General features: G+C 66.5%; 14 protein-coding genes and 1 pseudogene. 6 read left to right on the top strand and 9 right to left on the bottom strand.

Annotated features, from left to right (window positions below; translation table 11 throughout):
- Window positions 1-15 precede the first annotated feature (15 nt).
- Window positions 16-1,272 carry a DUF2252 domain-containing protein gene (locus tag ACFHWU_RS04610; protein ID WP_416589939.1) on the bottom strand — a complete coding sequence of 419 codons (1,257 nt, stop codon included), beginning with the start codon at window positions 1,270-1,272 and terminating at the stop codon, window positions 16-18.
- A gap of 947 nt (window positions 1,273-2,219) precedes the next feature.
- On the bottom strand, window positions 2,220-2,837 hold the full coding sequence (locus ACFHWU_RS04615; protein WP_416589941.1) for an NADH-quinone oxidoreductase subunit B: 618 nt from the start codon (window positions 2,835-2,837) through the stop codon (window positions 2,220-2,222).
- Between the two features lie 226 nt (window positions 2,838-3,063).
- Here ACFHWU_RS04615 and ACFHWU_RS04620 point away from each other — a divergent pair, with 226 nt between their 5' ends.
- Window positions 3,064-3,540 carry a hypothetical protein gene (locus ACFHWU_RS04620; protein ID WP_416551245.1) on the top strand — a complete coding sequence of 159 codons (477 nt, stop codon included), beginning with the start codon at window positions 3,064-3,066 and terminating at the stop codon, window positions 3,538-3,540.
- Between the two features lie 11 nt (window positions 3,541-3,551).
- A complete protein-coding gene (locus ACFHWU_RS04625) occupies window positions 3,552-4,349 on the top strand; it encodes a hypothetical protein (protein WP_416589872.1) in 798 nt (265 codons plus the stop codon).
- Between the two features lie 132 nt (window positions 4,350-4,481).
- On the opposite strand, the pseudogene ACFHWU_RS04630 reads toward ACFHWU_RS04625, so the two are convergent.
- Window positions 4,482-4,923 (bottom strand): annotated as a pseudogene (locus ACFHWU_RS04630) (helicase); the annotation flags it as partial.
- 121 nt (window positions 4,924-5,044) lie between these two features.
- Here ACFHWU_RS04630 and ACFHWU_RS04635 point away from each other — a divergent pair.
- On the top strand, window positions 5,045-5,539 hold the full coding sequence (locus ACFHWU_RS04635; protein WP_416589873.1) for a very short patch repair endonuclease: 495 nt from the start codon (window positions 5,045-5,047) through the stop codon (window positions 5,537-5,539).
- Here the strand turns inward: ACFHWU_RS04635 and ACFHWU_RS04640 are convergent.
- The 3 genes from ACFHWU_RS04640 to ACFHWU_RS04650 are packed head-to-tail and all read right to left on the bottom strand — an operon-like array spanning window position 5,466 to window position 11,877.
- Window positions 5,466-7,214 (bottom strand): hypothetical protein, encoded by a 1,749-nt coding sequence (locus ACFHWU_RS04640; protein WP_416589874.1) that lies wholly within the window; start codon window positions 7,212-7,214, stop codon window positions 5,466-5,468. The two genes, ACFHWU_RS04635 and ACFHWU_RS04640, sit on opposite strands and share 74 nt — an antisense overlap.
- Window positions 7,214-10,288: a helicase-related protein gene (locus ACFHWU_RS04645; RefSeq protein WP_416589875.1), complete on the bottom strand. Its 3,075-nt coding sequence runs from the start codon at window positions 10,286-10,288 to the stop codon at window positions 7,214-7,216. The genes ACFHWU_RS04640 and ACFHWU_RS04645 overlap by 1 nt, the downstream gene beginning before the upstream one ends.
- Window positions 10,285-11,877 (bottom strand): sigma-70 family RNA polymerase sigma factor, encoded by a 1,593-nt coding sequence (locus ACFHWU_RS04650; protein ID WP_416589876.1) that lies wholly within the window; start codon window positions 11,875-11,877, stop codon window positions 10,285-10,287. Before ACFHWU_RS04650 ends, ACFHWU_RS04645 begins: the two co-directional genes overlap by 4 nt.
- A gap of 367 nt (window positions 11,878-12,244) precedes the next feature.
- Between ACFHWU_RS04650 and ACFHWU_RS04655 the strand changes: the two genes are divergently transcribed.
- Complete coding sequence (locus ACFHWU_RS04655) at window positions 12,245-13,354, top strand: DNA cytosine methyltransferase (protein WP_416589877.1); 1,110 nt, start codon at window positions 12,245-12,247, stop codon at window positions 13,352-13,354.
- A gap of 2 nt (window positions 13,355-13,356) precedes the next feature.
- On the opposite strand, the gene ACFHWU_RS04660 is transcribed toward ACFHWU_RS04655, so the two are convergent.
- Both ACFHWU_RS04660 and ACFHWU_RS04665 read right to left on the bottom strand, forming a co-directional pair.
- Window positions 13,357-14,355 (bottom strand): HNH endonuclease, encoded by a 999-nt coding sequence (locus ACFHWU_RS04660; RefSeq protein ID WP_416589878.1) that lies wholly within the window; start codon window positions 14,353-14,355, stop codon window positions 13,357-13,359.
- A gap of 113 nt (window positions 14,356-14,468) precedes the next feature.
- A complete protein-coding gene (locus ACFHWU_RS04665) occupies window positions 14,469-14,891 on the bottom strand; it encodes a DUF4259 domain-containing protein (RefSeq protein ID WP_416589879.1) in 423 nt (140 codons plus the stop codon).
- A gap of 147 nt (window positions 14,892-15,038) precedes the next feature.
- On the opposite strand from ACFHWU_RS04665, the gene ACFHWU_RS04670 reads away from it, so the two are divergent.
- Together ACFHWU_RS04670 and ACFHWU_RS04675 are read left to right on the top strand one after the other, a co-directional pair.
- Window positions 15,039-16,328: a DNA cytosine methyltransferase gene (locus ACFHWU_RS04670; RefSeq protein WP_416589880.1), complete on the top strand. Its 1,290-nt coding sequence runs from the start codon at window positions 15,039-15,041 to the stop codon at window positions 16,326-16,328.
- Window positions 16,325-17,101, top strand: coding sequence for a very short patch repair endonuclease (locus tag ACFHWU_RS04675; protein WP_416567385.1), 777 nt, complete (start codon window positions 16,325-16,327; stop codon window positions 17,099-17,101). The genes ACFHWU_RS04670 and ACFHWU_RS04675 overlap by 4 nt, the downstream gene beginning before the upstream one ends.
- Here the strand turns inward: ACFHWU_RS04675 and ACFHWU_RS04680 are convergent.
- The gene (locus ACFHWU_RS04680) at window positions 17,093-18,025 is read right to left on the bottom strand and encodes an Eco29kI family restriction endonuclease (protein WP_416567384.1); all 933 of its coding nucleotides are present in this window, start codon (window positions 18,023-18,025) and stop codon (window positions 17,093-17,095) included. The two genes, ACFHWU_RS04675 and ACFHWU_RS04680, sit on opposite strands and share 9 nt — an antisense overlap.
- Between the last annotated feature and the right edge of the window lie 43 nt (window positions 18,026-18,068).

Here is an 18,068-nt window from a genome sequence, read left to right on the forward strand (position 1 = left end):
GACCGGGCCGGCCGGTCAGACCCAGGGCAGCTGGCCGTTGCGGAACAGGTCGACGAAGATCCGGTGGTCGGTGCGGGCGCGGGCACCGTACCGGTGGGCGAAGTCGACCAGGCCCGCGACGAAGCCGGCCTCGTCGGCGTCGATCGCCGCGACGATCGCCTCCTCGGTGGAGTAGTCGACCAGGTCGTGGCTGGACTCGTCGTCGGCGACCGAGTGCATCCGGGCCACCGAGTGGGCCAGGTCGGTGACGATGCCGGTCAGCTCGGCCTGCTCGTTGACGTCGGACCAGTCCAGGTCGGCGGCGTACGGCGAGACTTCGGCGACGAGCTGGCCGACGCCGGCCAGCTCGGTGTAGCCGAGCCACGGGTCGGCGTGGGCCTGCAACGCCCGCTGCGACTCGGCGGTCCGGTGGCCCTGGTGCCGGAAGTACGACCGGACACCTTCGTCGTGGACGTGCCGGGCGACGGCCGGCACCTGGGCCTGCTTCATGTAGACGACGACGTCGTTCTCCAACGCCTGGGTGTGGCCTTCGAGCAGGATGCTGTACGACGGCAGCCCGGCCGAGCCGATGCCGACGCCCTTGCGCAGCACGATGTCCTTGATCTGGGCGGCGACGGCGCGACGGCCGCCGGCCCGATGCGGCAGCGTGGCCAGGTATTCGCCGAACGCGGCGGTCACCGCGGCCCGGGTGTCGTCGTCGACCTCGTACACCCCGTCGCGGATGATGAACCGCCGCTCGTAGTCGTTGATGGTGGTGAGGTTCTCCAGCAGGCCGACGCGGGTGTTGAGCCGGGCCTCCTGCAGCACGTGGCGCAGCACGCCGGTGGCGTTGGCCAGGGTGATCGAGCCGATGGCCTCCTCGCCGCCGGCGACGATGGCCCGCAGCTCGGCCAGGTAGGCGGTGGCGAACTCGCGTACCAGGGTGCCGATGATGTCGTCGGAGAGCGCCTTGGCGTAGCCGATCAGGGCGAGGCTGGCGGCGAAGCGGCGCAGGTCCCAGATGAACGGGCCGACGTACGCCTCGTCGAAGTCGTTGACGTTGAAGACCAGCTCGCCGGAGCCGTTCATGTAGGTGCCGAAGTTCTCGGCGTGCAGGTCGCCGTGGATCCAGACCCGGCTGGTCTGCTTGTCGCAGAAGCTGTCGTCGTTGAACGGCCCGTCGGGCTCGGTCTGGTCGGCGTAGAACAGGCAGGCGGTGCCCCGGTAGAACGCGAACGGGCTGGCGGCCATCTTGCGGAACTTGCGGCGGAAGGCGGCCGGGTCCACCGCCATCAGCTCGCCGAACTCGGCGGTCAGGATGTCGACGATCTGCGTCGCGCGCTGAGAATCAGTCACGTTCGCGCAGGCTACCGCGTTTCAGCAACCGCGCCGCTGAGCGCCGGGTCAGATCCCGGCGGTACGCCGAGTCAGCTCGGCCCGTTCAGCGGGTCGGGCACGGTCATCGGCCGCTGTCCGGCCTCGGTCTCGGCCTGCTACATCCAGACCCGCGACGCCTCGGGATGGACCCCCGTCCTGGTCGGCGAGCAGCCGGATCGCACCGACCGCATCGGCCGGGTTCCCGGTGGGCTTCGACCACCAGCCGGGTCGCGCGCTCACGCAGTTCACACCATCCGCCATCAAGACCTCCTGATTGACATCTGTCAGATTCAGAGAATACGGAAAGAGGGTCGTGCCGGTAGGATTCCGGCGAGTTCGGTCAACCTCTACAACGGAGGCTTTGGTGGGAAGATCGCGCGCAAGGCTCAGTGCCCTCGTCGGGGTCATGCTCGTGGTGACGGGCGCAGCCGGTTGTAGTGGGGGCGAGGAGGCCGCCAGCGTCGAGGTGCAGCTGCGGGTGAATGTTTGTGCGGACAGCGACGGTGGTTGTTTCGCACTCGGAGTCCCGGAAGCGGATGTGTCGTTGGTGAACTTGGAAGGTCAGGTCCTGGCGACTGGAAGGTCGGACGCCGCCGGAAGGGCTCTACTCCCGAGAAATGGTGCGACTGGCGAGGTACGCATCATCGCGATCTCGCCATTAATTGAGGGAGGGCGTAATGAGTCGCCGTTGGTGCTGCCGGACGAAGGCGGGGCCAACATCACGATTGGAGCCGGCTGGACCTTCTCCCCGGCAGGTGATTGAAATGCTGTCGCGGCATGCCGCAAGCTGCCAGAGTCAGCGGACAAGACCGACCGGCGCGGGATCCGATCGGATCCCGCCGAGCCACCCGAGGCGAGACCGCTCAGCTCGGCGGCTTGACGACCGGTGCGGTGAGCGCGTCAACGCCGCGCGCGGGCTGCGAGCCGAGTGCCGGGCCGGGCCTCGGGTCGGTCGGATCGCTGGCCCGGTCGGCGGAGACGTCGGCCGGGGAGGCGAGCGGGTCGGGCCGGTGCACGCCGCCGATGCCGGAGCGCTCGGCGGCGATCTTGTCCTGCAGGCGTAGGATGCCGTGCAGCAGGGCTTCGGGCCGGGGCGGGCAGCCGGGCACGTACACGTCGACGGGGATCAGCTGGTCGACGCCCTTGGTCACCGAGTACGAGTCCCAGTACGGGCCGCCGCAGTTGGAGCAGGCACCGAACGAGATGACGTACTTGGGCTCGGGCATCTGGTCGTAGAGCCGCTTGATCGCCGGCGCCATCTTGTCGGTGACGGTGCCGGAGACGACCATCAGGTCCGCCTGGCGCGGCCCGTGGGCGAACGGGATGACGCCGAGCCGGATGAAGTCGTGCCGGCCCATGCTGGTGGCGATGAACTCGATCGCGCAGCAGGCCAGGCCGAAGTTGAACACCCACAGCGAGTAGCGGCGACCCCAGTTCAGCACGAACCGGATCGGCTCACCAAGCACCGCCGGCAACTGCACCACCGCCCCGCCACCTCCTCCGGGTCGCTCCGAGTACGTGCGACCCAGTCAACCACATCACCTGCCCCGAGCCCGCGCATTCATCGGGCCACGTCCACAGACGACACGAAACGGGGCATCGCAGGGAGTAGTTGTGCAGTAACCTGAGCCAGATCGACACTGGCGATCGCCTGGTCCGCCAAGGTCGCCTCCCCTCCCCGCCACTCCCCTGGACCGGTGAGCATCGTTGAGCAGGCAAGCCTCCCCGCTGGCCACGCACGCGAACCTGGGCAGCCTCCTGTCACCCGCCGCCTCCGCAACGACCGTCGGGGGCATCTCCTGGAGGCAGAAGCCCGGCCTGGACAAGGAGGGCCTGGTCCAGGTCCGGATCGCCATCAAGCATCTTGCGCCGTGCGTTCTGCGGATGACGGTCCATCCGCTACGACCGAGCGAGCCCTTCCTTCAGTACCTCGTCGGCGCTGGTCGTGACGGCTTCTCGGCCCGGCGGCTGTGCGTCAACCACACGCACCGGCCCATCGAGGGCACCCACAAGCATCGGACGGAGCCGGCGATAGGCGACGAAGTCGCCTACAAGCCCACGGACATCCCCGAGGTGCCGTTGGCGCCCCGGGTCGCTCCAGGCGTCCACCGTGCGATATTTGAAGCGTTCGCGGCAGAGTGCTTCGTTGAACTGGGTACCGACTTCACCTGGGTAGAGCCGTGATGGGGGTGGCGATGAACAGCGAAACCGTCATAGGCGCGATCTTGCGGGCGGTCAACGACCAGAGCGTCACCCAGGCGTACGGCGATGGCCTGCTCATCGATCTGCCGCTCACCTACGGCGACGGCGACTCGGTGCGTCTGCTCGTCGAGCCGATCGGTGACGGCTACCGCGTCTCCGACCGGGCCACGGCGACCACCCTGCTGTCGATGGCTGGCGTCAACTTCGACCACGGTCGCCCGGCGGAAGCGATCGCCGAAGCAGCACGCCTGTCCGGGCTGAACGGCTTCGACGCCGTGCCCGGCGAGTTGGCCACCTACGGAGCCAAGGAGTCGTTGGGCGAGCTGGTGCTCGCCGTGGCGCAGGCGTCGATGCGGGTGGACCAGCTGCGATGGCTGGCGGTGAAGCAGCCGCCGGTGCGCTTCCCGGACAGAGTCGTCACCCGAATCAAGGCGTGGGCTACCAACGATGGTCGACAGGTGCGGCGCGAGGCACCGGTACGACTGACCTCAGGTCGGCAGCGGCCCGTCACCGTGCAGGTGTCGTCCGCCAACAAAGCCGCGTACGTGCAGGCGGTCAGTGGGCGCGACCAGGAGCAGGCCGCCGAGCACTGCTACCACATCTTCAGCCTGTCCGAGGTGCCCAGACAGCAGCGCATCGCAGCCCTCGACGGGAGACAGGACGACTGGTCGCCTGCCATCATCCGCGAGCTGAGGTCCGTCAGCGACGTCGAGTTCTTCGCCAACCCCCACAAGCTCGAACAGCGCATTGACGCCGTCGTGCCGCCCCCGCACGCACCGCTACTGACCTGACCCCGGTCGTCGGACCACCATCAGCTCGTCACGTGCCCGGGTCGCCGCGACGTAGCGCAGCGATCGGGCTCGTAGTTCCGCGTCGGCCCGGTCTGCCGGATCCAACGATTCCATCCTGGCGAGTTCGGCCGGCGACGGTGGTCTTACCCAGGCCGACCGCGTCGGCGAGCAGGATTCGGGGTCGCAGGTTCTCCGGTGCCAGCGCCTTGCGTACCGCCGACTGCTGGTAGCTGATTGCGTCGGCCAGGCCGCGGGTGGCGACCGACAACGCCCGGGTGCCGAGCGGTACGGCCGTCTTGCGGATTGTCGACTCCAGCCACAGCCGCGCGGTGCGGTAGCGCGGGCTGGCGTCGGCCACGACGGTGGCCTCCGCCGGCTCCAGCGGCATGATCGTGTCGAGGGAGTCGTAGAACGAGGCGGTGGTGTCGCGGACCAGATCGCCGAGGCCCTGGACGTGCACCAAGGTGCGGTCGGCGGTTTCCTCGGTCGCGACGACGAGCCACTCTTCGTCGCGGATCACGACGACCGACCCCGGCGCGATCGACCTGCGGACGTCTTGCTTCGATCCCGTCACAGGTGTTTTCTCCGTTTTCGAGTCGTTACAAATGAGACGTTCGCCGACAAGTCGCGTTGTCGCCAGTTCGCAAGCCTAACTGCCTGTGATCTAGCGGAACGTCCCCGGATAGGTTGGAGAGATGGGCCGAAAGTCCCCCTTGCCCGTACCGCTCGATGCCGCCACGTCGGCCCGACTCCGCCGTCAACCCTGCACCTCCACCAAGCCCGAGCTGTTGCTGCGCCGCGAACTGCACCGCCGTGGGCTGCGCTTCCGCATCCACGACGCGCGACTGCCGGGCCGACCCGACGTGGTCTTCACCCGAGCGCGGCTGGCGGTCTTCGTCGACGGCTGCTTCTGGCACCGCTGTCCCGAACACGGCACCCTGCCGCGCAACAACCGGGACTGGTGGCAGGCCAAGCTGGACCGCAACGTCGCCCGCGACCGCGCGAAGGACGCGGCGCTGGCCGACCTGGGCTGGGCCGTGCTGCATGTGTGGGAACACGAGGCGACCGCAGCCGCCGCCGACCGGGTCGAAGCGCAGTGGCGGCGGCTGCTGGCCGTCACTGCTCGGGCCGTCGGATCCGCAGGTAGCCGCCCTGACCGAACAACACCCCCCGATCGAGGAAGCGGTTGAAGAACCGGCACGACGGCTCACCCAGATGTACGCAGGCACTGCACGCTCCGCTGCCCCGATCGCAACCCGGGTCCAGCGGGCACCGGTGTTCCGCGTCGACGAAGGTGTGCATCAGGTCGTCGAGGTTGGACTCGAACACCGCCTGCATGCCGCCGAGCACGAAGTCGCCCTTGGCACCGGCGTACACGAAGAACGCCAAATGTCCAGGCAACAGGTACTCGCTGAGCGCATCGCGTTCGATGCCTGAAAAGACCGCTGTCTGGCGAATGAACCGGTGAGCGTAGGTGTGCACCAGCTTGAGAAGGTCGGTGCCGGGCGAGCCGTCGGACGGATCGTCGCGCTTCGACGGCACCACCGCCGACTCCAGCACCGCGACCCGCGCCGCAACCTCGTCCTGGTCTCCGGCCTTCCAGCCCGAGAGCTGGTGGCCGCGCCCGGAGAGCCAGGTCGCGACCCGCAGCGGATCCAGCCGGATCAGGAACGCCTCCGTCTCGGCGAGGTTGCCGTACAGCCGGTAGCCGCCCCTGTTACGGCGGAACGGGATCAACCGGCACTTCGCCGGGTCGTCGTCGCCACGGGTGTAGCCGTACATCGCGTTGAGCACCGGGAACCGGTCGACCAGGTCCAGTCCGGCCACGCCGGCCCGGGCCAGCGCCGCCGGGTAGCTGTCGCGGTAGCGCGTGGCGAGAGCGCCACTGACCCCCGATCCGCCCAGCTTGGTCGTCGGCAATCGGCTCTCGGCCAGCGCCATCGCGATGTCGACGGCTTCGCGTTCGGCTGTTTCGCGCCGATGTCCCGACAGCCGGTCGATCGGATGCGCGCCCGGCTTGGCAAGCCCTCCATCCCGCTCGGCGCTGTTTGCGGCGTTCTCCGCAATCGCACGATCAAGACCAGAGGCCACGAGTTGCTCGACAAGTTCTTCGCGGGTTGGCAGCGAGCTCACATCGGCAGGGCGGTCGGCGGTCAGCCCTTCGACGACCCAGACGAGCGCCTTGCGGGCACCACCGGCGAGCTTCAGGCCCTCCCGGTGCTCCGGCCTGGGCGGGTTGATGAGCACCGTGCTGCGCGGGGTGTAGACGGTGCGCGCCTTGTGGACGTTCCACCGTACGGTGCCTTTGCCACAGTCACAGGGCCGGTTGAAGCCAAGCCCTTGCATCGTCTGCTTGCTGCAAGTGGGGCAGACGAAGCTGATGTCGGCCGCCTTGGCGCTCTTCGGAATCACGACCTTGACATCGTCGTGCTCCTTGCAGCGTCGGATCCACGGTTCGTAGATCGCCCCGCAGTCGTGGATGCCAACGAAGTGCAGCTGGCCCCATTTGCCGCGCTGCCCGCACTTGCAGGCTCGGTCCGACGATTTGCCGATGCGCTTGCAGACCCGGCACAGCCACACCTGGGGATACCGTTCGACCGTTACGCCGCGTCGGTCGTCCAGCTCCACGACCTCGACCGGCGCCTTGCGGAGCAGCTCGCCGCCCATCCCGTCGTCGTTGTCCTTGACCGCCCACGCGGCAATCTCCCCGCGCAGATGCCGGCGCAACAGATCGGTATCGACCTCTATCGGGCTAGGTGCCGACCATTCGGTGACCCGATAAATGTCGCCGCGCAAGTCGACCGTCTGCTCGGGCAGGAAGGTCCGCAGGATCTGGCTGCCGCTGCGAGATGCGAGAGGCTTCATCACGACCGCCTGTCTTCGTGGATCGGTGCGCTGGCCTCGACGTCGCGGAGGCTCATCATCGGAGGGCGGGGGCCGAGTTCACTGGTGAACTTGGCCCGGGTGCTCGGGTCTTGAAGGTCGGCGAACCAGTCTCGCAGCCACTGCTCGATCTGCTCGTGGTGCAGCGGGTCCGCCACGTCGTCGAACCCGAGCAGCGCCGCGATATCGGCGGCCTCGCCGGCGGGCGTCATGCCGGAGTCTCGAGCATATTCACGCAGCTTCTTTGGTGTACTGAGTCGCTGCCGGCTCGCCGGCTCGCGGATCATCAGCGTTCGCGCGCCGACGACACCCGGAATCGTGAGATCCAGCACCCGCCGGCTACGCCGGGTGATCGGGATCGGGTCAACGAACCGGTCGCCCTGTCGGACGTAGGGGCCGAAGTGCCGGAACGTCTGGGCATCCCGCTCCCGGCCGATCTTGTGTAGCACGTAGACCAGCCCGGGGTGCCGGCGGCCGACCCGGGCCGTGGTCTGGATGAACTCGGCGGTGGTCAGCGGCAGACCCAGCATCACCATCGTGTTTAGCCGGTCGACGTCAACGCCGTGCGAGAGCATCGAGCTGGCCGCGATCACGTGGATGCGGTCGTCGAAGTCTGGCTCCGGGTGGTCCAGCCGATCGAGGATTTCTCGCACCTCATCGAAGTCGGCCTGGCCGGTGAGCTGCTCGACGTTGATACCCGACACCGTGTTGTTGCTGCCCAGGCTCCGCCCGGCGGCCTCCACGTCGTAGAGAGTCGTGCCGTACACGACGTCCGTGCCGTACAGGCTGACAAGGTCGTCGGCGTGCTGCGGGTCGATCCCGGCCTCCGCACAGATATTCACCGGGTCGTCCATGAAGTCACGGATGCAGCGCTGCAGCGTGTCCAAGGTCCGGTCGCTGACGTGCTCCAGCGTGACACCACGTGGAGCGACCGCCACGAACCGTCGCAGCGGCTTGTCGGTCGACATAGTCCAGAACGATTCCCCAGCACGCGGGCCGGGCTGCGGGAACACACGGCCACGCCGTTGGTAGAGCGCGTCGACCTGGCGCTCGTAGCCGGTCAGCGTCGCGCTACTGGCCACGATCTTCGCCCGAGAGCCACACAACTTCTGCTGCAGGTGATCCAGCAGGCTCTCGTAGTGGGAATCGACCGCCCCGAGGCTGTCTCGCAGCAGGTGCAGCTCGTCCTGCAGCCGAAGTGACGGTCCGAACCGCTTCGCGTCCATCGGCAGGTCCCTGAGCGCAGGCCCGCCTTGGCAGTCCGGCACCAGGCACCCGTTGGGCGACGACGACCGCTGGGCATAGGTGAACCCGTGCCAAGGCACCGGGCACACCTTTTGCGGCGGACCGACCAACCCGCGCATCGCCTGCTGCAAACCGATCGACGCCGCCTTGTCCAAGGTCCCGACGACGACCGTCGGCAGGAAGCGGAACACCTCCTGGTCGACCACGTACATCGGAAGCGGCCGACCAGCGTTCGGGCAGTCTGGGTCTGTACAGCGGTGTTCGAGCATCCAACGCTTGCGGTCGAACAGCATCGCCAGCTTCTCCGACCGACAGAACGGGCAGTGCAGCAAGACCTGGTACTTGTCCGGCATGCCAGGGCTATCAGGAGTGATCTCGTCCTTCTCCGTCTTCGGGACCACCTTGTTGGGCGTGCCCGCCTGACCGACAAGGAAGCCCAGGCTGAACTGAGTACCTCCGACGTTCTCTTCGCGGCGGACCATCTCGGCACCGGCAAGCGCGTCGGCGAACCGCTGGGTCTGCTGCAAGCTGAGCAACCGCAGCGGGAACCGCGACCAGGCCGTCACACCCATCGTCTTGCCGATCAGCCGGTCGAAGAAGGCCGCTGTGAGCAGCAGACCGAGATACGTCTCGGTCTTGCCACCACCGGTGGCGAACCAGACGGTGTCGACGTAATCGGCTTCCTCGTCCCTCTCGACGAGGAAGCGAACCGTAGCCAGCAGAAAGCCGATCTGGAACGGCCGCCACGTGTCGTATCCGCGCCCTTGGGCGCTGCGGGCGATCGCCTTGTTCATCAGTTGGAAGGCACGGCACAGCTCCGGTCGGGCGCGCAGCAGCTCGAGCCCGGTGCGGAGACGATCCAGCTCACCGAAGACCTCCCCGGCCGAGCGATCCGCTTCCGCCCGCATCGCTGGGGTCCAGCCTTCGGCCGCCTGCCGGGCGTCGAGCACCGACGGCGACCAGTGCGCCTCGTCGTACGCCGCCAGCGCGCCCACGAGCGCGGACAGCTGCGGGATCGGATCGGCTGCCAGGGTCGCGAACGACAGATCCGGCGGCGCCTCGGCACCGTTCCAGTACGTCGGCCGGAAAGTCTGCACCGTCACCGTGTCGGTCGTACGGAAGACGTCGGGCGCCAACACCTCGACGCCGACGTTCACGCCGTAGGCGGGCACCTGGCGGTCGTACCGGAAGCTGTCGGGCAGCGCCTCCAGCTGAAACGGCACGGTCGGCAAGCCGCGCACTTCGATCTGCGTCTCGAACAGGTGGGAGTCGGCCAAGCCAGGCGCCTTGATCGGGCTGGTGTTGACCAGCTGCACGACCAGCTCGGTCTGCTTGTGCCAATCCTCGACGTCGACCTTGACCTTCGCCGACAATCCGGGTACGCCGACAGCGGCGAAAGCGTCCTCGAGCTGTTTCGATCCGGCCTCTGCGCCTCGGCTGTCGACCAACAGCGAGACGACCTCTTCGACCAGATCGCTCCGCCACCACCTGCCTCTCGGATCCGGGTCCTTCGGCTCGTCCTTGCCCCAGGCGCGTGCCCGCACCGTGACGGACATCGACCAGGGCGGCCCGCCGGCCGGACGCAACCTGATCCCGATCGCACACGGATCCAGCCGCTCCGAACGGTCGTCGTTGAGTCCGTCCTTGACCTCGTCCTCGCAGGACAGCCGCCCGAGCCAGAAGGTGCCGGACGGAGCGACCTCCAAGCGGTCCAGGCCGTCCCCACGGCCTGCAGCGATCACCCGACGGTCGAGCCAGGCAACGAACGCCTCGCACGCCTGCTCCAAGCTCTGAACCCCTGCGCTACTCACGAAGTACGCCTTCCCGTAGCAGGGGTAGCCGCAGCCGCCCGCGAATCGTCAATAAGATAGGAACGAAGATCTCGTATTCCAGTGCTTCCCCGAAGCTTGGACATTGACTTCTGCTCAATCTGCCGAATGCGTTCCCGAGTCAAACCGAGCCTGGCGCCAATTTGCTCCAACGTCTCCTCGTCGCCGTCATAAAAGCCAAACCGTCGCTTGATGACCTCCAAATCACGAGTAGAAAGCGCCGACGGCAAAGTAAAAGTCAACTCCCAGCGAAAAATCTCATGCATCACTATCTCGGCCGGATCGGCCCGGCAGTCACGTTCCCCTTCGTGCGCGAACAAGTCAGAAAATCGCAAATCACCCTCCTCGTCGAGCAACTCGTCAAGACTGCGTAGCGGCCGCATGAGGTCAAGCGCCGCCTGCACCAAGCCCGGCTCATAACAGGTGCGCTCGCAGATCTCTGACAGCGTCGGCTCTCGGCCCAGCAGGGCAGCCAATCTCGACCTCTCCCTACGAACCCTCGCCATCTTCTCGTGGACATGCACAGGTATCCGGATCGTCCTGCCTCGGTCGGCGATGCCCCGGTCAATCGACTGCCGGATCCACCACGTGGCGTAGGTCGAGAACTTGAACCCCTTCGAGCCATCGAACTTGTTCGCGGCGTGCATGAGGCCGAGGTTTCCATCCTGGATCCGGTCCAGGAATTCGACTCCGCAGGCTTCGTCCTGTCTCGTCTTGGCAATGGAGACGACCAGGCGCAGGTTGGCGCAGACAAGCTCGCTGTGCGCGCGCTTACCTTCAGCGATCTGCTCCTGCAAGCTCCGCAGCAGCTCGGGCGCCGCCTCGGCCGAGTCTGCCGACTTCAGTCGCTCCTCGGCGGCCAAACCCTGCTGGATCGACGCCCAGAGTTCCACTTCCCGGGCTGCGCCGATGAGCGGGTAGCGGGCGATCTGACGCAGGTACTGCCGGATGCCATCGCCGTTGAACTCGTAGCCCTCCGGTAGGACCTGGCTCAGCCGGGCGGCTGCGACGGCTGGCAGTTGGACGCCCGCCTCCACGAGCTGGTCCAGCAGGTCGGCGCGCTGCTCCGGAGTCAGCTTCCGGCGCGTGGCGACGAGCGACACCTCTTCGCGCGTCAGCTGCCTGCCCTTCCTCTCCCAGTCTCCCAGGAGATCGTCGAGCGCTCGCCCGACGACATCGCTGGCTGGTCGCGGAGCTGGCAGGGGTGGCTCGTCCGCGAACATCCAATCCAAGGCGTCGTCGTCGGTCGACATCTCGGCGACGTCGACCGTCACTGCCGGGCCATCATCGAGATCAAGATCGACGCCGGCAACAGGTCCGTCCGGCTCTGCACCGGCCGGCCGCTCCTCTGGGCCCCTGGTCAGCCCGTTCAAAAGTGCATCCACGTCGTGGTGGCTGATCTGGTAACGATTCGCAAAGTTGCCCACTAGATTGCGGGCTTGTTCAGCTTCGTGCTGGTCGAGGATCGCACGCAGCTCTTCAACGTGCGCCTTGTTTACGCTGGTCGATCGATGCTTCGTCCGTCGTGCTGCCGACCGCGCCATCACCATGACGATTGCCTCCTCGATCACGAGTGGCACCATGATAGGTACGAACACCGACAAGAAAACGATTTTCATACATATGTTCGAGTGTCGACGAGGTTCGTTGCCCACTCGAATGGCAGCCGGTTTGACCCTTTCACGCAGGTAAGGCCACGTGTCACCCGCCGCGACCGGCGCGTCGGCCGAGGCCGACCGAGACGAACGTACGAGATTCACAGTCGAAATCACGACGGTACGTCATCCAGCTGGCAAGTCGACCCCAAGAATGTCCCGAACATCCTGGTCGACACACAGTCCACTACGGATCTTGAGTCTGTCGAGGATCGGACGCAGCACCGCACAGGCGACGGCCCGGGGCGTACGCTCTCCTGGTTTGATCCACTAGGATCCCAGCATGGCCGCCCGACCTATCAAGATCTCCGCTGTCGACCTGTTCTGCGGAGTCGGCGGGCTTTCGTACGGTCTTTTGAAGGCCGGCATCCACGTCGCCGCCGGGGTTGACGTCGACGACAGCTGCGACTACCCGTTCCGCGCGAACATCGATGCGCCGTTCCACCGCCGCGACGTCCGTGAACTCACCGCCGACGAGCTTGCCGCGATGTGGCCCGGTAAGTCCGTCCGGGTCCTCGCCGGGTGCGCACCATGCCAGCCCTTCTCCTCTTACCGTCGTGGCGTCGACACCTCGCAGGAGGCCCAGTGGCCCCTCGTCGACGAGATGCTCCGCCTGATCGCGGGCACCCTGCCCGAGATCGTCACGATGGAGAACGTGCCACGGATCGTCAGCACCGCGATCTTCCGCAAGTTCGTAGTCGGGCTGCGTGAGCTCGGCTACTCGGTTGATCACTCGTCGTGCTTCTGCCCCGCGTACGGGGTGCCGCAGCGCCGGCGGCGCATGGTCCTGGTCGCCTCGTTGCTCGGCCCGATCGCGGTTCCGAAGGGCACGGTCCCTAGCTCGGAGTACGTCACTGTCCGCCAACGGATCGAGGGCCTCACTCCGGTCGAGCACGGGCAGGCCGCGGCCGACGACCCGCTACACAAGTGCCGCAGTCTGAGCGACACGAACCTCGACCGGATCAGGCAGTCCAAGCCGGGCGGTACGTGGGAGCAGTGGGACGAAGAGCTGCGTGCGCCCTGCCATCGCAAGGCGTCCGGGTCGACCTTCCGCAACGTGTACGCCCGGATGGCATGGGACGAGCCCGCGCCGACGATCACCACGCTCGCATACAACTACGGCGCCGGCCGATTCGGGCACCCGGAGCAGGACCGGGCCCTCACGCTGCGGGAGGCCGCGATCTTGCAGAGCTTCCCGGAGGAGTACGAGTTCGTGGCCCCCGATCAGCCCGTCCAGTTCGCGCCGCTCGGCCGTCTGATCGGCAACGCCGTCCCGCCTCGTCTGGCGGAGGCCGTCGGTACGGCCATCGTCGACCACGTCGCTGATCACGCGAAGCAGAAGCGGTCACGCCCCCGAGCGATCGTTCAGCAACTGCCGTTGCCAGCCGTCTGAGGTCAGTGCGTCGCTTCCTCGAAGATGTGCTGGCGATGCCACGCCAGATACTTGGTGTGCGGAGGCTGGGCGCCGTCCGGTAGCAGCAGCCGCTCGGCCAGCGGTGGCCGCCCGAAGGCCGCTCGCGTCGCCGGATCCGTCTCGACCGCTGCGGCGAGCGCGGGCTTGACGTGGATGCGCAACCCACCGTTGACGGTCAGCAGCCCGGTGTCGAACGCGACGTCGTGCGTCGGGCAGGCCGTCAACCCGTTGCGCGCGTCGAGCCGCTCGGCATGACTGCACGCCCGCCACGGCTTGATGTGACTGGCGACGAGCATCCGCGCTGCTCGCTTCTCCGGCAGCGAGACCGAGAGGCCACAGAAGACGCACTGATGCCGGTGGTTGCGCAGCACTTCGCTGGCGAACCGATGCTGGCCGACGCGAACGGCCGCCATCAGGAGGCGTTCCGTGGTTCGCTCGTCCAAGTCGTCCCGGGAAGCGCGCCACACATCCACGGCCGGGCGAACGGCGGCGACGACGTCCGACTCGTCCAACTCACGCTGGCCGATCAGGAGCAGATCGCTGTCGTCGTCGGCCAGGCCGAGGAAGTCTGGCAGAGCGTCCGGCCCAATACCGACGCTGCGAGCGGCGGTGAGCAGGAGCCGGTAGACAGCGCCGAGCTGTCCAGGCTCGGCGAGCAACTGAGCAGCGACCTGGACCTCATGCTTGGCACCGTTGCGTCGACTTCCGTCGAGGTTCGCCATCTTGGCCAGGACGCTGCTGTTCGGTCTCCGAAACAGGCGTGCAAGCGTGGGAACCGGTTCGACTGCCCGGTGAGCCGTGGAACCACCGTACTGACGGTGATTGACAAGAAGGCTTGCGGCGAGGCAGGTGAGAGTCTCGACCGGCACGAAGTCGACCTGCTTGCTGCCTTTCGCAACCGGCTTCCGATTCAGGATCGAACGCCACTGCTCACAAGCTTCGGTCAGCCGAAGGTCAAGATAATCGTGCAGGTCAGGCACCGATCCTCCTCACCCTGGTCAGGCTGGCAGCGGTAACGTCGTCACGAAGACAAGCGGTTCCGCGAGGAGAGCAGCTGGTACGAGCCGCAGCAGTTGAATCGCCGCGGGCCCCGTCAGACGTCGACGGAGTTCAGGCCGCGTCGAAGCTGCTCCACGACCGCGATCGCTTCCTCCTCCTCGACATCGTCATGCCACTGTAGGCGCCAGGCGGATCCGGGAGCGAGGGCGGCGTCGAGCGCGCGCCCGGCCAGGTCCCGAAGCTTCGGGCTGACCTGTATGTGTCCCTTCTCTGTCAGGAAGCGGGGGCCGTATCCCGACGTGGAGACCGGCTTGCCGGTGAGCGCCTGGAGGACCACGGCCGCAGCGGCGATAACGCGAGCCGCGTCCTCCGCAGTTCCGACGCCGACGGGCGACGTCAGCTTCGCGAATGCCGCGCGCGTCAGCTCGGCACGCTGATCAGGATCGGCGTCCTCCAAGGCGGCGCACCACTCCACCGCTTCATCGTTGTCGAACGGGCCTACCTGCCAGGTCGCCATCGTCCCTCCCTCGAACGCATGTAGACCCAACCACATGTTGGCGGCGGTCAAGCAAGGGTGTCCCCCGCACCTGCCCATCTCGGTCACACCGACTTGCTCCGGCGAGCCGGACTTCCAAGATCTACAACTCCGCGGTATAGTTCTGCCATGTCTGATCTGCCAGAAGAGCCAACCGTGGACCGCACGTCGGTGGAGCTCTTCGCCGGCGGCGGCGGTCTGGCCATGGCCGTCCACGGAGCGGGCTTCCGCCCCCTTCTGGTCAACGAGATAGTCCGGTACGCCTGTGACACGTTGAAGCTCAACGCCGCCACGACGCGCGGGGAGGAGGAGCGGATCCCGACACGCGAGGACCGGTGGCCACTGGTCGAGGGTGACGTACGCGAGGTCGACTTCCGCTACCTGTGGGATCGCGTCGATCTCCTCGCGGGAGGTCCCCCCTGCCAGCCCTTCAGCCTGGGCGGCGTCGCCAAGGGTGACGAGGACAAGCGCAACATGTTCCCGGAGATGTTCCGCGCGATCCGGGAGATCCAGCCCAAAGCCGTAATCTGTGAGAATGTGCGCGGGCTACTCCGGCCGTCGTTCCGTCCCTACTTCGACTACATCGAGCGGGAGCTGCAGCTCCCCTTCGAGGAGCGCGATGAGGCGGCGTCCTGGCAGGAGCACGACGAGATCCTCCGTCGCAGGCTCGGCGAGACGCCATCCGACCCGAAGCAGCGCTACCAGGTCCGGACCTTTCCGGTGAACGCCGCCGATTACGGAGTGCCACAGATTCGCAACAGGATCATCCTGGTGGCCTTCAGGACTGATCTCGGGGTCGACCTCGACCGCTTCGAGCAGTCAGTCAGGCCGACGCATTCGGAGTCCGCCCTGGCGCGGACGATGCTGGACGGGACCTACTGGGATCGGCATCCAAGAGTGCCCAGCCATGTCCGCCGGCGCGTCATGTCGCGGCTGTCCGGTGCGATCACCATCGCTGACGGCACTCTCCCCTGGCGCACGCTACGCGACGCGATCGCTGGCACCGATGACCAGCCGCCCCTACCTCCGATGCCCTGGGATCGACTCGACCGACAGGAACATCTGCTGGGGGGGGTCACCGACCACATCGGCTGGCCCGGTGCGCGAATCTACGCCGGCCACACTCCGAACGAGCTCGACCGGCCGGCGAAGACCGTCAAGGCTGGCGTGCACGGCGTACCCGGTGGGGAGTCCGTCATGCTCACAGACGATCTAGACCCCTCGGCGGACGCCTACCGACACCGATACATGACCGTACGGGAGACAGCTCGGGTGATGACGTTCCCCGACGACTGGAAGCTCGCTGGGCCTCGCGGTGAGCAGATGCGACAGCTCGGCAACGCCGTCCCCGTGGTTCTCGGCGATTTCTTCGCCCGCAAGATTGCCGACGCGCTTGACGAGGCCGACCAGCAGCCATGACCGAGGATCTCCAACAGTCCGATCATCGTTGGGCCGACAAGCTCCCAAGCGCACGTGCGTGGAAGGGCCGAAAGGGTCGGAGTCGGCAGTCGGTCGTCGCCGAGCAGGATCGCGCCGCCGGCGGACACGACCGGCGATGGGTAGATCTTGGCGACGGGCGCTGGGCCCGCGCGTCGGTGGAGCTCAAGCTGCTGCCCAAATCCAGGCGAATCCGTGCGTATCTCCGTTGGTCCGACCGCGGCAAGTCTCCCGCCCGCTACCTGGGCGAGGTCAGTCACGCCACCAGGGCAGAAAACCTCGCCGAGGGTTGGCGGCTCGCCTGGTCGCGTGAGCTGCTGGCGGTGAAGGAGACCGCAAGCGACACGTCCTGGGCGTCGAGCCCAGCCGTCCAGGCGATCATGCGGGCCAACAAGGGACGTGACACCCGCCCCGAGAGGAAGGTTCGCTCACTCCTTCACAAGGCTGGCCTGCGGTACCGGGTCAACTTCCGGCCTGTCCCATCGGTCCGCCGCACTGCCGACATCGCGTTCCCACGAGTCCGCGTCGCCGTGTTCATCGACGGCTGCTTCTGGCACGGTTGCCCCGATCACCACCGGCCATCACAGCGCAACGCTCAGTTCTGGCGGGAGAAGATCGAGGGCAACCGGGTACGCGATCGAGAAACCGACCGAATCCTTGCCGAAGCTGGCTGGACGGCAATTCGCGTCTGGGAACACGAGGACCCGAGCGAGGCCGCCGACCGAGTCATGGCCGCTGTGGCACGGTTAGGGTGAGAGTCCGGGACGATCCTGATCAGCCTCAAGCGCAGACTCATCTTCGACAGGAATTTCGTCATCCGTAGCGGTCGTGAAGCTACCCTGTGCGATCTGACCAAGATCACTCAAAAAGTCCGCAAGGATCGACTCAAGCGTCCGATGCGGCGGCAGTCGAGATAGATGCTCAGTAATTTCGCTCCTAATCTGGCTCTCCGACTTTTGATCGTCAACCAGGCTGTCAGCCCAGCGCCTGCCAGGGTGGAGGGTATCCCATGGCGATCGCTTGTTTGCCCGAGTTTTTGAACTGTCTCCGTGCTTGCCGATTCCGAAGCAGATCCTCATTTCGCTGTTCCAGATCGGCTTGAAAAAGTTGATCAGATACTGCTCGGCTGCGCGCTGGTAACCCGTCTGCACTATCAAAAATCGACAGTCAAAATCCTCAGCTCGCAGGGTTGAAGTTGCTTTTGCGACACTCTTCCGATGTTCGTTGAGTCGGTCGAATAAACTCGTCCCTTGATCGACGGCGTTCTTTGCCTCGGCACTCTTTGGATCAGCTTTGCCGACGTAGATTGGCTGTTCGGTATTGGCGAGAACAGAATACGCGTCGAAGGGCCCCTTGTAATAGAGCGCATAGACACCGGCGCCGTAAAAGGGCCGGAGCTTGGTCAAGGGGTGACGGGGCTGGGCAATCGTCGTGAGCGCCACAACGCGGCCGGTCGTCTCCGGCGCGCTGGGGTCGAAGATGCTACTCGGCCGCAGGGTCGGGTCAAGGCGGCTGACGGCAAGTTCGAGGCGAGCCGCCTCCGCCGCCAGAGCCTCGCGCAGCGAGTTCCGAATGTTGACCCTGTCCGGAAGGGTAGCAGTCTCCAGCTCGTCGACCAGCGCCGCGAGTTGCTTGACTATGCTTTGGCCGCGATTGTTGCGATTCTTTGGAAGTGGCACGGTCCGAGGCTACCCCAACCTGATGCGACATCGTGACCCCTGC

Source organism: Micromonospora sp. LOL_015 (assembly GCF_048060275.1).
Taxonomy (GTDB): Bacteria; Actinomycetota; Actinomycetes; order Mycobacteriales; family Micromonosporaceae; genus Micromonospora_E.

What these genes read in the sequence shown, in the direction of transcription:
- ACFHWU_RS04610 (WP_416589939.1), bottom strand. Translation starts at nt 1,272, where the DNA reads ATGGCGGTGGACCCGGCCGCCTTCCGCCGCAAGTTCCGCAAGATGGCC.
- ACFHWU_RS04625 (WP_416589872.1), top strand. Translation starts at nt 3,552, where the DNA reads ATGAACAGCGAAACCGTCATAGGCGCGATCTTGCGGGCGGTCAACGAC.
- ACFHWU_RS04635 (WP_416589873.1), top strand. Translation starts at nt 5,045, where the DNA reads ATGGGCCGAAAGTCCCCCTTGCCCGTACCGCTCGATGCCGCCACGTCG.
- ACFHWU_RS04640 (WP_416589874.1), bottom strand. Translation starts at nt 7,214, where the DNA reads ATGAAGCCTCTCGCATCTCGCAGCGGCAGCCAGATCCTGCGGACCTTC.
- ACFHWU_RS04655 (WP_416589877.1), top strand. Translation starts at nt 12,245, where the DNA reads ATGGCCGCCCGACCTATCAAGATCTCCGCTGTCGACCTGTTCTGCGGA.
- ACFHWU_RS04665 (WP_416589879.1), bottom strand. Translation starts at nt 14,891, where the DNA reads ATGGCGACCTGGCAGGTAGGCCCGTTCGACAACGATGAAGCGGTGGAG.
- ACFHWU_RS04670 (WP_416589880.1), top strand. Translation starts at nt 15,039, where the DNA reads ATGTCTGATCTGCCAGAAGAGCCAACCGTGGACCGCACGTCGGTGGAG.
- ACFHWU_RS04675 (WP_416567385.1), top strand. Translation starts at nt 16,325, where the DNA reads ATGACCGAGGATCTCCAACAGTCCGATCATCGTTGGGCCGACAAGCTC.